The organism is Mesorhizobium sp. dw_380 (assembly GCF_018588885.1).
Classification (GTDB): Bacteria; Pseudomonadota; Alphaproteobacteria; order Rhizobiales; family Rhizobiaceae; genus Mesorhizobium.
Genome location: NZ_JAFFIW010000045.1, coordinates 1 through 13,540, shown reverse-complemented (window position 1 = coordinate 13,540; position 13,540 = coordinate 1). Strand labels below are relative to the sequence as shown.

At 62.5% G+C, this 13,540-nt stretch carries 13 protein-coding genes; 6 read left to right on the top strand and 7 right to left on the bottom strand.

Annotation, left to right across the window (positions count from 1 at the left end):
- Window positions 1-70: 70 nt before the first annotated feature.
- Window positions 71-2,299, bottom strand: coding sequence for a RelA/SpoT family protein (locus tag JT360_RS28240; protein ID WP_214475887.1), 2,229 nt, complete (start codon window positions 2,297-2,299; stop codon window positions 71-73).
- A gap of 216 nt (window positions 2,300-2,515) precedes the next feature.
- A complete protein-coding gene (gene rpoZ / locus JT360_RS28235) occupies window positions 2,516-2,917 on the bottom strand; it encodes a DNA-directed RNA polymerase subunit omega (protein WP_013896382.1) in 402 nt (133 codons plus the stop codon).
- Between the two features lie 319 nt (window positions 2,918-3,236).
- On the opposite strand from rpoZ, the gene JT360_RS28230 reads away from it, so the two are divergent.
- A complete protein-coding gene (locus tag JT360_RS28230) occupies window positions 3,237-3,818 on the top strand; it encodes a LabA-like NYN domain-containing protein (RefSeq protein WP_010915096.1) in 582 nt (193 codons plus the stop codon).
- 11 nt (window positions 3,819-3,829) lie between these two features.
- A complete protein-coding gene (locus JT360_RS28225) occupies window positions 3,830-4,486 on the top strand; it encodes a uracil-DNA glycosylase (protein WP_214475885.1) in 657 nt (218 codons plus the stop codon).
- A gap of 69 nt (window positions 4,487-4,555) precedes the next feature.
- On the opposite strand, the gene JT360_RS28220 is transcribed toward JT360_RS28225, so the two are convergent.
- Complete coding sequence (locus tag JT360_RS28220; protein WP_214475883.1) at window positions 4,556-5,569, bottom strand: zinc-binding alcohol dehydrogenase family protein; 1,014 nt, start codon at window positions 5,567-5,569, stop codon at window positions 4,556-4,558.
- 110 nt (window positions 5,570-5,679) lie between these two features.
- On the opposite strand from JT360_RS28220, the gene JT360_RS28215 reads away from it, so the two are divergent.
- Window positions 5,680-6,042 carry a winged helix-turn-helix transcriptional regulator gene (locus JT360_RS28215; protein WP_214475881.1) on the top strand — a complete coding sequence of 121 codons (363 nt, stop codon included), beginning with the start codon at window positions 5,680-5,682 and terminating at the stop codon, window positions 6,040-6,042.
- Window positions 6,043-6,069: 27 nt separating this feature from the next.
- Here the strand turns inward: JT360_RS28215 and JT360_RS28210 are convergent, their stop codons facing one another.
- Entirely contained in the window at window positions 6,070-6,543 is a 474-nt protein-coding gene (locus tag JT360_RS28210) for an Lrp/AsnC family transcriptional regulator (protein ID WP_214475879.1), read from the bottom strand.
- 141 nt (window positions 6,544-6,684) lie between these two features.
- On the opposite strand from JT360_RS28210, the gene JT360_RS28205 reads away from it, so the two are divergent.
- Complete coding sequence (locus tag JT360_RS28205; protein WP_352128606.1) at window positions 6,685-7,575, top strand: DMT family transporter; 891 nt, start codon at window positions 6,685-6,687, stop codon at window positions 7,573-7,575.
- Between the two features lie 102 nt (window positions 7,576-7,677).
- Here JT360_RS28205 and JT360_RS28200 read toward each other — a convergent pair whose 3' ends face one another.
- From JT360_RS28200 to dapA, 3 genes are all read right to left on the bottom strand, one after another.
- Window positions 7,678-8,388, bottom strand: coding sequence for a glycoside hydrolase family 25 protein (locus JT360_RS28200; RefSeq protein ID WP_214475877.1), 711 nt, complete (start codon window positions 8,386-8,388; stop codon window positions 7,678-7,680).
- Window positions 8,389-8,403: 15 nt separating this feature from the next.
- Window positions 8,404-8,883, bottom strand: a complete 480-nt coding sequence (gene smpB, locus JT360_RS28195; RefSeq protein ID WP_006202221.1) for an SsrA-binding protein SmpB — start codon at window positions 8,881-8,883, stop codon at window positions 8,404-8,406.
- Window positions 8,884-9,033: 150 nt separating this feature from the next.
- Window positions 9,034-9,915 (bottom strand): 4-hydroxy-tetrahydrodipicolinate synthase, encoded by an 882-nt coding sequence (gene dapA, locus JT360_RS28190; protein ID WP_214475875.1) that lies wholly within the window; start codon window positions 9,913-9,915, stop codon window positions 9,034-9,036.
- Between the two features lie 246 nt (window positions 9,916-10,161).
- Here dapA and JT360_RS28185 point away from each other — a divergent pair, with 246 nt between their 5' ends.
- Entirely contained in the window at window positions 10,162-12,192 is a 2,031-nt protein-coding gene (locus JT360_RS28185; RefSeq protein WP_214475874.1) for a lytic transglycosylase domain-containing protein, read from the top strand.
- Window positions 12,193-12,420: 228 nt separating this feature from the next.
- Window positions 12,421-13,317: an alpha/beta fold hydrolase gene (locus JT360_RS28180; RefSeq protein WP_214475872.1), complete on the top strand. Its 897-nt coding sequence runs from the start codon at window positions 12,421-12,423 to the stop codon at window positions 13,315-13,317.
- Window positions 13,318-13,540: the final 223 nt, after the last annotated feature.

Below are 13,540 nucleotides of genomic sequence, written 5' to 3'. Positions count from 1 at the left end.
TGGTGAGCAGTGAGCAGTGAGCAGTGTGAGCACCTTCACTATTCACTATTCACTATTCACTATTCACTATTCACCCATTCACACGCCGTGCGTCGCTGACGCTCGAATTGTCCTTGAGCTGCGACAGCAGCCGGTTGAGATGCTTCAGGTCCCAGACCTCAAGATCGATCAGCATTTCGGTGAAGTCGGGCGCGGTGCGCACCATCGACAGCGTATGGATGTTGGCGTCGTTCGAGGCAACCACCTGGGCGATATCGGCGAGCGACCCCGGCGCATTGATGGCGGTGACCGAGACACGTGCGGGAAAGCGTTCCTTGGTGCGTTCGTCAATGTCCCAGCGCACGTCGATCCAGCGCTCGGGCTGGTCGTCGAAGGCTTGCAGCGCCGGCGACTGGATCGGATAGATGGTGATGCCGGTGCCCGGCTGGACGATGCCGACGATGCGGTCGCCCGGCACCGCGCCTTCCGGCGCGAAGCGCACCGGCAGGTCGCCGCGCACGCCACGGATCGGCACGGCGCCGTCGCGCGGCTGGTCCTTGTCCTTGCGCGCGGCGCGGCCTGGAATCTGGAACAGCATGCCGGCGGCGTTGCGGATCTTCGACCAGCCCTCCTCGCGCTGCTTGGGCGCTGCCGGCGTGACGCGCTCGTCCTTATAGTCGGGGAATACCGCCTTCATGACGTCGGTTGAGGCCAGCTCGCCGCGGCCCACGGACGCCAGCACGTCTTCGATGTCCTTGCGCGCCAGGCGGTGCAGTACGGGCTTCAGGCTTTCCTTGGTGAAAGTCTTGCTGGCCCGTTCGAAGGCACGCTCAAGAATGCGCGCGCCGAGGCCCGAATACTGCTTGCGGATGGCGTTCTTGGTGGCACGGCGGATGGCGGCGCGTGCCTTGCCGGTGACGACGACCGATTCCCACGCCGCCGGCGGCACTTGCGCCTTGGAGCGGATGATCTCGACCTCGTCGCCATTCTTCAGTTCCGTCATCAGGGGCATGATGCGGCCATTGACCTTGGCACCGACGCAGGTGTCGCCGACATCGGTGTGCACCGCATAGGCGAAATCGATGGGCGTGGCGCCGCGCGGCAAGGCAATCAGCATGCCTTTCGGGGTGAAGCAGAACACCTGATCCTGGAACAGCTCCAGCTTGGTGTTTTCGAGAAAGTCCTCGGGATTGTCGCCCTCGGCGAGCTGCTCGATGGTGCGCCGCAGCCAGGCATAGGCGTTGGTCTCCTTCGAGATCGCATGCCCGGCCCCGTTGGCCTTGCCGCCGGTGTCCTTGTAGATCGAATGGGCGGCGACGCCGTATTCGGCGATCTTGTTCATCTCGCGGGTGCGGATCTGCAATTCGACGCGCTGGCGCGAGGGGCCGACGATGGTGGTGTGGATCGAGCGGTAGTCGTTCTGCTTCGGCGTCGAGATGTAGTCCTTGAAGCGGCCGGGCACCATCGACCATGTGGTGTGGATGGCGCCGAGCGCCCGATAGCAATCCTCGACCGTATCGACGACGACGCGGAAGCCGAAAATGTCGGACAGCTGCTCGAAGGACAGCGCCTTGGCCTCCATCTTGCGGAACACCGACCACGGCTTCTTCTGGCGGCTTTTGACGACGGCATTGATGGCATGCTTCTCGAACAGCGTGGACAGCGCCTTTTCAATGTCGGTCAGCACGCCCTTGTTGCGCTCGAAGATCTCGGCAAGCCGCGCGGTGACGGCGCGGTAGGCTTCCGGATTGATGAAGCGGAAGGCGATCTCTTCCAGCTCCTCGCGCATGCCTTGCATGCCCATGCGCCCGGCGAGCGGCGCATAGATATCCATCGTCTCCTCGGCGATGCGCAGGCGCTTGGCCTCCGGCATGTGGTCGAGGGTGCGCATGTTGTGCAGGCGGTCGGCGAGCTTGACCAGCAGCACGCGGACATCCTCCGAGATCGCCAGCAGCAGCTTGCGCAGATTTTCCGCCTGCTCTGCCTTCTTCGACACGAGGTCCAGCTTCTTCAGCTTGGTCAGGCCCTCGACCAGCTTGCCCATTTCCGGGCCGAACAGATCGTCGATCTCGGCCCGCGTCGCCGTGGTGTCCTCGATGGTGTCGTGCAGCAGGGCGACGGCGATGGTCGCCTCGTCCATGTGCATTTCGGTGAGGATCGCCGCGACTTCGAGCGGATGCGAAAAATAGGGATCGCCAGAAGCGCGCTTCTGGTGACCATGCTTCTGCATGGCGTAGACATAGGCCTTGTTGAGCAACGCCTCGTTGACGTCAGGCTTGTAGCGCTGGACGCGCTCGACAAGCTCATACTGACGCATCATGGGCGGAATCTCTCGGCGATGAAATGAATCATGCGCCGCACTGCTGTACGGCGCATGTCCGGTACCAACTGTCGCAAATACCAGATTCATGCATTATGCCAAGCGCGGCCGAAACTGCATCTGGTATTTGCGACAGTTGGTACTAGATAATCACGAAACTGCCGGGACGGAAGTGCGGAAGACTATTCCAGCAACCTCCGGAACAGAGGCTCGCTCTTAGTAGTCGTCGCTCTTTTCCGGCGGCACCAGGCCCTCGATGCCGGCCAGGAGATCCTCCTCGGTCATCCGGTCGAAAGTGACATTCTCCTCGGCATCATCGGTATCGGCGGCCGCGACAGCGCCGCCGGTCTGATCGGCGATCACTTCGCCATCGGCTTCGGGCTCATCGACCTCGACATGCTTCTGCAGCGAATGGATCAGATCTTCCTTGAGGTCGTCGGGCGACAGCGTCTCGTCGGCGATCTCGCGCAATGCGATGACCGGGTTCTTGTCGTTGTCGCGAGGAACGGTGATCTGCGCGCCCTGGCTGATCTGGCGAGCACGGTGGCCGGCCAAAAGCACCAGCTCGAAGCGGTTGTCGACCTTGTCGATGCAATCTTCAACGGTTACGCGGGCCATGGACTGCCCCTTTCATGCCTGGATTTAATGGAAAACAGGCGCGGTCCATAACCCGAACGCCGCCGAAATACAAGCTTTTTGGCATTGGCGGAACGAATGGGCGCTCAATCCCCTGTCAAGACACCGGATTGGCAAAACCAGGCCGCATCCGGCCTCGGTGCCGCGATCACAATTGCTTGCAGTGCGCCACACGCCCTTGGATTGCCACCAATCTGGCGCTATCTCGGATGGTCAAGGTCAGCCGGTTTATTATGAGCTGACCGATAGTCGCTATCGCATTTCGTTTAGACGGCCGCATTTTCGAAAAGGAATATTTTCCATGTTCGACCCCCGTGAAAAAATCGCCCTGTTCATCGACGGCGCCAATCTCTACGCCACATCGCGGGCGCTCGGCTTCGACATCGACTATCGCAAGCTGCTGTCGAGTTTTCAGAAGCGCGGCTATCTCTTGCGCGCCTATTATTACACGGCGCTGGTCGAGGATCAGGAATATTCCTCGATCCGTCCGTTGATCGACTGGCTCGACTACAACGGCTTCAAGGTGGTCACCAAGCCCGCCAAGGAGTTCACCGACTCGACCGGCCGCCGCAAGATCAAGGGCAATATGGATATCGAGCTCACGGTCGATGCGCTGGAACTCGCTGACGTCGTCGACCATTATGTCATCTTTTCCGGCGACGGTGACTTCCGCACGCTGGTCGAGGCGTTGCAGCGACGCGGCCGCAAAGTGTCGATCGTCTCCACCATGGCCTCGCAGCCGCCGATGATATCAGACGATCTGCGCCGCCAGGCCGACCATTTCATCGACCTGACGACGCTGAAGAACGAAGTCGGCCGCGATCCCTCCGAACGGCCGGTACGGCGGCCCGAACCGGCTGAAGTCGACGAGGACGATTACTGAGGCCGGTCGCCTTGACCGCCCTTTCCGCTTCCGAACCCGATCGCGACTGCCCGCTCTGCCCGCGGCTGCATGACTTCATCGCCGAATGGCGGCGGCGCGAGCCATCCTGGTTCAACGCGCCGGTGCCGACTTTTTTGCCACTGGGCGGCGAGGATACCGTTGAGCTGTTGATCGTCGGGCTGGCGCCCGGCCTGCGCGGCGCCAACCGCACGGGGCGTCCGTTCACCGGCGACTATGCCGGCGACCTGCTCTACTCGACGCTGATCGCGCACGGGTTCGCGCGCGGCGAATTCAAGGCGCGGCCCGATGACGGGCTGGAGCTTGTCGGCACGGCGATCACCAATGCGGTGCGCTGCGTGCCGCCGGATAACAAGCCGGTCGGTGCCGAGATCGCCACCTGCCGGACATTTCTGGTGCCGACGATCGCCCGCTTCCCAAACCTGCGCGCCGTGCTGGCGCTGGGGTCGATCGCGCACCAGTCGACCGTGCGAGCGCTGGGTGGCCGCGTCGCCGCCTACCCGTTCAAACATGGCGGGCAACTGGAGGCCGGCGGCGTCGCGCTGTTTTCCAGCTATCACTGTTCTCGCTACAACACCAACACCGGTGTGCTGACGGAAGCCATGTTCGTCAACGTGTTCAGCGAGATCGCGTCGTTCCTGCAGAAGTAGCGCCGCGCTGTTTCTTTGTTTTGCGCAATCCCGGACGGAAAACCGCTCCACACTTTTCCTGGAATTGCTCTAGAACCCCTCCAGCACGATCTTGCCCTTGGCCTTGCCGCTCTCGAGCAGCGCATGGGCGCGTTTCAGATTGGCGGCATTGATAAGGCCGAACGTCTCGCCCAGCGTTGTGCGGATGGTGCCTGCATCGACAAGGCGCGACAGTTCGTTCAGATGCCCGCCCTGTGCGGCCATGTCCTGCGTCTCGAACAGGGAACGGGTGAACATCAGTTCCCAGTGGACCGAAATGCTCTTGCGCTTGAACGGATTGATATCGAGCGTTTGGGGATCGTCGATCAACCCGAACCGGCCTTGCGGAGCAATCAATTCGGCGATCTCGGCCAGGTGCCGGTCGGTGTTGGTTGTCGAGAACACAAAGGCGGGTGCGCCGATGCCGAGTGCGGCGACTTCACTGCCAAGCGGCTTGGAATGGTCGATGACATGATGGGCGCCAAGCCCAAGCACCCAGTCGTGTGTTTCGGGCCTTGATGCGGTGGCGATCACCGTCAGATCGGTCAGTTGGCGCGCAAATTGGACCGCAATCGAGCCGACGCCGCCCGCACCGCCGATGATGACAATGGCATTGGCGGCGCCCGTGACGGGCTTGTTCACGTCAAGGCGGTCGAACAGCGCCTCAAAGGCGGTGATCGCCGTCAGCGGCAGTGCGGCTGCCTGTGCATAGTCGAGCGAGCCGGGCTTGCGGCCGACGAGGCGCTCATCGACAAGGTGGAACTCGGCATTGGTGCCTTGCGGCGCGAGCGCGCCGGCGTAGAAGACGTCGTCCCCCGGCTTGAACAGACTGGCGTCCGGACCCGTGGCGACGACCCGGCCAGCAGCGTCCCAACCGAGCACGCGCCAGGTTCCGGCTTCGGGTTTGGCACTTCGCCGCACCTTGGTGTCGACCGGGTTGACCGAGATCGCCTTCACCTCGACCAGCAGCTGACGGCCTTTCGGCTCCGGCTTGGGCAGGTCGATATCGACAAGGGAGGCCTCATCGGTGATGGGGGCTGGGATTTGATAGCCGACGGCGCGCATTCTGGTCTCCGCGATTGCTGTTGAGCGTTATCCAGGGCAGAGATGCGGATTATGTGCGTCAAGCGCAAGAATGCAAATATAAAGCACATAGTGTCGAAAAGGATACCGTCATGCCGCGCATTCGCCATGAACGATTCGATTGCAGCCCCGGCTGCACCGTGGAGGGAACGCTCCGCTATATCGATGGAAAGTGGAAAGGCGTCGTGCTCTACCATCTATTCGAGGGCACGCTGCGCTTTAACGAGATCCGCCGACGCATTCCGAACTGCACGCAGCGCATGCTGACCAACCAGCTCCGCGAACTGGAAGCCGATGGGCTGATTGCCCGCAAGATCTATCCGGAAGTGCCGCCGAAGGTGGAATACAGCCTGACGGCGCGCGGCAGAAGCCTGGAACCGGTCATCACCGCCCTGAAAGTGTGGGGCGATGCGAATGTGACGCTGGCGCCTGAGGCATCGCAGGCCGCGGCTTGAAGCGGCGGCGGTAGGGATCGGCAGAGCTCACACCGGCAGCAGGGCGTCCGGTTTCACGTCGCCGATCGAGGCGTAGGTATGTGTCTCCTTCACCCCTGGCAGCGGCAGGATCACTCGTTTGAGAAAGTCCTGATAGTCGGCCATCTCGGCAATGCGCGCCTTCACCAGATAGTCGAAACCGCCGACGACCATGTGGCATTCCAGAACCTCGGGCGCCTTTGCCACCGCTTCAGCGAAGCGGTCAAAGATATGCGGAGCCGTGTGATCGAGCCGAACCTCGATGAAGACAAGCGTGCCGCGGCCAATCTTTGCCGGATTGAGCACGGCCCTGACGGCGGTGATGAACCCGTCGCGGAACAACCGTTTCACGCGCTGGCTGGTACCAGTCGGCGACAGGCCGACGCGGACTGCCAGATCGAGCGTGGTGCGGCGTCCATCTTCCTGCAGCAGCCGTAGAAGACTGCGATCGATGGCATCAAGATCTCCCGATTCAGGATTCACGTTGTTGCAGCCCTGTTCGCGTGAGTTTCACTTAATTTTCTCGAAAAGAGCATATTCTGTCGCAGCCTGCCCCACAATATCCTGCGCTTTCCGCAACGCTCGGGGCTGTCCGGCGGCGGCATCGCTACCGGTGGCAGGGACGTGACAGAGAACACAGCAAACACAAAGTTGGCGATCGTCGCCGGGCTGACCATGATCGGCATCTATGCCGTGCAATTCGTCGCCGCCCGCTTCAGCCTCAGGGACCATCTGACGGTGACCGACATGGCCGCCCTGCGCTTTGCGGGTGCGGGTGCTGTCTTCCTGCCGATCGTCTGGCGAAGCGGCTTCGCGCGGATGAAGGCATTGGGCTGGCGGCGGGCACTGGCGTTGGCGGTGCTGGCCGGATTGCCTTATCCGCTGATCATCAATTGGGGCCTGACCTACGCTCCCGCCGTCCATGGGGCGGCGCTTTGCCCTGCCTCGATCGTGTTCTTCTCGTTCGCGCTATCGCTTCTCCAGGAGCGCGCTTCGCACCAACGTGCCGTCGGCGTCGCCACCATCATCGTCGGGCTGCTGCTGTTCATTGGGCCGGCGCGCGGCGGCTCCCATGAAATCCTCCTCGGCGATCTGCTGTTCCTCGGATCGGGCCTCATGTTTTCCGCTTATGCAACGCTTGTGCGGCAATGGCGTATCAATGCGGTGACGGCGACAGCGACCGTGGTGCTTCTGTCTTGCGCGCCGCTGCCGTTTCTCACCCTCTTCGCACCAAGCGGCTTGCATGCCGCGTCAGGCGCCGAGATCGTCAGCCAGGTCGTCATCCAGGGACTTCTTGCCGGTGCGGCCGCCATGTTCCTTTACACCTACATCGTTGGCCAACTCGGGTCGCAGGCGGCGTCGTTGTTCATGCCGTGCGTACCGATCGCCACGGTGGTGGTGGGCATGACCGTGCTCGGCGAAACACCGAGCACGATCCAATTCGTGGCTATCGCGATCATGGCCGCCGGGATGGGCTTCTCAGCAATGGCAAGACCTGCAGCCCGGGCAGTTTGACAATGCCGGCACCAGCCGGATCGTCGATAGGCTCAACGGCATAGCTCGATTTATGGAGAAACAGATTCCAGGGTGCTGCCCATCCGTCCGGCCAGAAAAACCTCAACGCGCCTGCGCGAGCAGCGCCGCCAGTTTGTCCCGCCCGCCCTGCAAAACGTTCAGGTCGACGTCGCCCTCGATGCCGTCCACGCGTCCCCTGTTGTGGTATTGCCAATAGATCCAGTCGTGGCGGTCCGGCTCCACGAGCAGCGAGCGAAGCCAGAGCGGGCGAGCGGCGACCTGGCCGGCGTAGGTGGCCTCGGCCTCATCGGTCAGATAGACGATCGCCGTCTTGCCGAACGCCGCCTCGACAGGTCCGAGGAAAGCCCGGAGTTCGGCATCCAACTGTTCTGGCGATGGACGCTGCGGACAATTGCCGCCGAACTCGATGTCGACGACCGGCGGCAGCAGGGTTTGGTCGTGCGGCACGACCGAGATGAAATTCTTGGCCTGGTCGGCACCGGACCGGCAGAAGGTGAAGAAATGATAGGCGCCGACGGCAAGGCCGGCCGTGCGGGCCTCGCGCAGATTCCTGGCGAACGCATCGTCGACATGGTCGCCACCCTCGGTCGCCTTGATGACGGCGAAGGCGACATCGTCGGCGGCAACGCGCCGCCAGTCGATCTCGCCTTGATGGTGGGAGACGTCGATGCCTCTGACCGGATACTTGCCACGGTCCGGTGAGAACGCCCTGAAATAGAGATAACCGCCCACAGCGACCAGGCATACCAGGACCAGGCTAGCCAAACTCAGAAGGACAATCCGGCGCTTCAAGCGAACAGCCCCAGCCTAGCCTCGTTCCTTCAACAGTCGGCCCTTCTCGCGCGACCAGTCGCGCTGCTTCTCGGTTTCGCGCTTGTCGTGCAATTTCTTGCCGCGGCCGACGGCGAGCAGCAGCTTGGCGCGGCCCTGATCGTTGAAATAGATCTTCAGCGGCACCAGCGTCATACCTTCGCGGTCGACGCTTTGCGACAGCTTGGCCATCTCGCGCTTGTTGAGCAGGAGTTTGCGGCGCCGGCGCGGCTCGTGGTTGAAGCGGTTGGCCTGCAGATATTCCGGCAGATAGGAGTTGATCAGCCAGATCTCGCCGCCCTCGACCGAGGCATAGCTGTCCTGGATATTGGCCTGGCCCTGGCGCAACGACTTGACCTCGGTGCCGGTCAGCACCAACCCGGCCTCGATCGTGTCGAGCACCTCATAGGAAAACCGCGCCTTGCGGTTTTCCGCAACGGTCTTGTTGTTGGGATCGGCTTTTCTGACTTGATTCATACGTCTAGAGTCCGTTTCGAAACTCGCTCCTGCGAGTCAGATGATGGTGCTACCGAGAACCGGAGCGGAGCGTACATATAGTACGCGAGCACCGGGAGCGCAGGTGGCGCCTTCAGATGGCCGCAGGAGTAGAGTTTCCAAACGGGCTCGCTAATTAATCAAGCCAGCGTGCTTCATGGCCGCATCGATCTTTTCGGCCGTCGACGGCTCGACCGTGACCAACGGCGAACGCAGCACGTTCTCGACCTTGCCGAGCTTCGACAGCGCGTATTTGGCGCCGGAAACGCCGGGCTCGATGAAGATCGCCTTGTGCAGCGGCAAGAGACGACCCTGCAGCTCCAGCGCCTTGGCGCTGTCACCGGATAGGGTCGCCTCCTGGAATTCGGCGCACAACCTCGGTGCGACATTCGACGTCACCGAGATGCAGCCGACGCCGCCATGCGCGTTGAAGCCGAGCGCCGAAGCATCCTCGCCCGAAAGCTGGATGAAGTCCTTGCCGCAAGTCATCCGCTGCTCGGAAACACGCTCGACCTTGCCGGTGGCATCCTTGACGCCGACGATGTTCTTGAAGTCGTGCGCCAGCCGGCCCATCGTCTCCGGCATCATGTCGATGACCGAGCGCGGCGGGATGTTGTAGATGATGATCGGCAGCTTGGTCGCCCTGGCGACGGCGGCGAAATGCTCGTAGAGCCCGCGCTGCGTGGGCTTGTTGTAGTAAGGCGTGACAACCAAAGCGGCGTCGGCGCCGGCCTTTTCGGCATATTGCACGAGGCCAACGGCTTCCTCGGTGTTGTTGGAACCTGCGCCAGCAACGACTGGAGCGCGGCCCTTGGCCACCTCGATGCAAACCTTGACGACATGGCGGTGCTCGTCATGCGACAGCGTCGGCGACTCGCCGGTGGTGCCGACCGGGACCAGGCCCTTCGTGCCCTCAGCGAGTTGCCAGTCGACAAACGCGCGAAAGGCTTTCTCGTCGAAACGCCCGCTCTTTTCGAACGGTGTCACGAGCGCAGTAAGCGAGCCTCTCAGCATGTCGTCCAACTCCTTGGGACTTCTTTGTTTTGTCGGTCAGTTTGTCGTGCGCGCCTTCTAACCGAAAGCGAAGCCGCGCACCATAGTCTCGACATGGTTGCGCGGCAAGCATTGCCATGGTGCCAGCAAGCGCAATTCGAACGGCCTCAATAACCCAGTGTTTACGAGCCCTTCACGACCTAAGTTTAGCCTTTGAGGCTTCTTCGCCTGCTGTCAAAATGCGGGACTAGGGAAAGACACGAAATCATGCCGACCAGTCGGCCCCACCTCTTCGCGCTGCTCGGCGCCATCGCCGCGCTGATGCCCGGCGTGGCGATCAGCGGCAGCGTCGATGTGCGGGTCACCTCGGCGATCCCGATACCGAGCCCGCAGGACACGGCGCAACAGGCCACCTCGCCCAGCGTCGCGATGTTGAAAAGCGGATTGGACGCACTGGCGGCCGGCGATATTCCCCGGGCTCGCGGTGTGCGCGATGCGCTTCCCGCCCAGTCGCTCGACCAGCACATACTGGCCTGGGCGATAGCACTCTACGGCGGCGACAAGGTGCCGAGCAGTGATATCGCGGCGGCCGCGAAGATGCTGCCCAACTGGCCGGGCACCGTTGCCTTGCGCAAGAACAGCGAGCGGGCGCTCTATCGCGAGAACCCCGCCCCCAACATCGTCGTGCGGGCGTTCGACGGCAGCCAGCCGCAGACATTCGAGGGCGTGATGGTTCTCGCCCGCGCCTATGTGGCGTCGGGTGACATCAAGGCGGCGCGCTCGGTGCTGTCGCCGTTCTGGCGCACAGCGATCCTGGAGGCCAAGGACGAGGCGGCGCTGATCAAGGAGTTCGGCAGCTTGATTCCTGCGGCCGACCATCGTTTTCGCATGGAGCGCATGTTCTATGCCGACCGGATGAATTCCGCCCTGCGCGTCGCCAGCCTTGCCGGCGCCCAGCAACTGGCGGACGCCTGGGCCGCCGCCGACAGGGGCGACAAGAATGCGCTGAAACTGCTGAAGGCGGTGCCGGCAGCGCAGCGTTCGGCCGGCTATTTCTTCGCGCAAGCCGAGTATCTGCGCAAGCAAGAGGATTTTGCCGGCGCGGCAGCCGTTGTGATGAAGGCACCGACCGATCGCGAGGCTCTGGTCGATCCGGACGCCTGGTGGGTCGAGCGCCGCGTGCTGTCGCGCGAACTGGTCGACCAGGGCGACGTAAAGATGGGCTACCGGATCGTCGCCACCCATGCTGCCGAAAGCTCCGCCAATGCGGCCGAGGCCGAGTTCCATGCCGGCTGGTATGCGTTGCGCGGCCTCAACGATCCCAAGCTTGCCGCAACGCATTTCGCGCGCATTGCCGACCTCGCCCAGGGGCCGATGACCCTGTCGCGCGCCTATTACTGGCTCGGCCGTGCCGCGGAAGTCGGCGGTCCCGGCAACGCCAAGGACTATTTTGGGCGCGCGGCTGGCTATGGCACGACTTTTTACGGCCAGCTTGCCGCCGAACGTGTCGGCCGGCAGGCGCTCGACATCGTCTATCCCTCGCCAAGTGCTGCCGACCGGCAGAGTTTTGCCGGCCGCGAGGCCGTCAGTGCCATCAAGCGGCTGCAGGAGGCAGGCTATGATCGCTATGCCGAAACGCTCTATCGCGACCTCGCAGGGCAGTTGACCAGCCCTGGCGAACTGGCGCTGCTCGCTGTCCTTGCCGAGAAGCAGGGCAACCATTTCATGGCGCTGAAGGTTGGCAAGATCGCCGGCGCGCGCGGCATCGATGTCGGTGCGCTGTCGCACCCGCTCGGCGTCATTCCCGATTCGGCCAATATTTCCGGCTCGGGCAAGGCGCTGGCCTATGCGATCGCCCGCCAGGAGAGCGAGTTCAACATCGGCGCGGTATCAAGTGCCGGCGCGCGCGGGCTGCTGCAGCTGATGCCGGGAACCGCCAGACAATTGGCGAAGAAGGCCGGCTTGCAGTTTTCACAGGCAAGGCTGACCACCGACGCCGGCTACAATGCAACGCTTGGCTCGGCCTTCCTCGGCGAGCAGCTCGATCGTTTCAATGGCTCCTACGTGCTGACCTTCGCCGGCTACAATGCCGGGCCCAACCGGGCCAGCCAGTGGGTGGCGAAATACGGCGACCCGCGCGGCAAGGACATCGATGCGGTGGTCGACTGGATCGAACGGATTCCCTACACGGAAACAAGAAGTTACGTGCAGCGCGTGATGGAGAATTACGAGGTCTACAAGATGCGTATTTCCGGCAAATACGATATTGTCGGTGACCTTGTTAACGGGCGGAGTTGAGGCTTTCCTGTCCTTCTCCCCTTGTGGGAGAAGGTGTCGCCGAAGGCGACGGATGAGGGGTGTTCCAGGGAACGCCAGCGTCTCACTCCGCTGGAACACCCCTCATCCGTCTCGACGCTATCGCGCCGATCCACCTTCTCCCGCAAGGGGAGAAGGAAGACCTTCGTTTGACCATCCCTGCACTCATCTGTAGCAGTCGGAAACAAGCCGGCCAGGAGTCTTTTTCAGATGTCAAACCACGAAGGCTTTTCCGACTTCTTCTACGCCGCGCCGGATGGGCTCAGACTTCATGCACGCGTCTATGGCGAAGCGACTTCCGGATATTGGCCGGTCGTCTGCCTGCCCGGCTTGACCCGCAACGCGCGGGATTTTCACGAACTGGCGCTGCGTCTTTCGACAGGACCGAATGCGCGCAAGGTGGTTGCCTTCGACTATCGCGGGCGCGGGCAGTCGGCCTACGATCCCGATGTCAGCCACTATAATGTCGGCGTCGAGGCCGGCGATGTCCTTGCGGGGCTGGCGGCACTCGGCATCGAAGAGGCGGCCTTCATCGGCACCTCGCGCGGCGGGCTGATCATCCATGTGCTCGGCGCCTTGCAGCCGGCGGTGCTGAAAGCCATTGTTCTCAACGATATCGGGCCAGTGATCGAGCCGGCCGGCCTCGCCCACATCCAGTCCTATCTCGAACGCGCGCCGAAGCCGAAAACCTTCGCCGAGATAATGGATGCGCAGCGCAGCGTTCACCGCAAGGGCTTTCCCATGCTCACCGACGCCGACTGGATGCGGATGGTGGGGGCGCTCTACCGCGAGACGGACCAAGGGCTGTTGCCGGATTTTGATCCGAAACTGGTTGAGACGGTTGCCAGTCTCGACCTTTCCCAGCCGTTGCCGACCCTTTGGCCGCAATTCGATGCGTTGGCCGCCATTCCCTTGCTTGCCATACGCGGCGCTAATTCGAGATTGCTGTCGACCGGTACGCTCAACCAAATGCAAAAGCGTCACCCTGGGATGGAGACGATCACGGTCGAAGAACAGGGCCACGCGCCTCTCCTGGAGACCAACAACCTACCCGTCGCCATAGCCGCGTTTCTGGACCGGGCTGAGCCGATTGTTCTCGAAAGGTAAAGCCCCGGAACCGAGTTCCGGGGCTTTGAAATGCCGTGAGAAAGTCCGATGGGCTTATTTGGCCTTCGAACTCTTGCCCCTAGCTGCCTTCGGCTCGGCAGCCTTGCTACTCTGACCTGACGCTACCCCTGAAGGCGCGGTCAGCGGAGATGAGAACACGGAGGTCTCCTTGGCATTGGCCGCCCTGTTGCACCGAGGCGTCTCCAGCACGGTGACGCAGCCG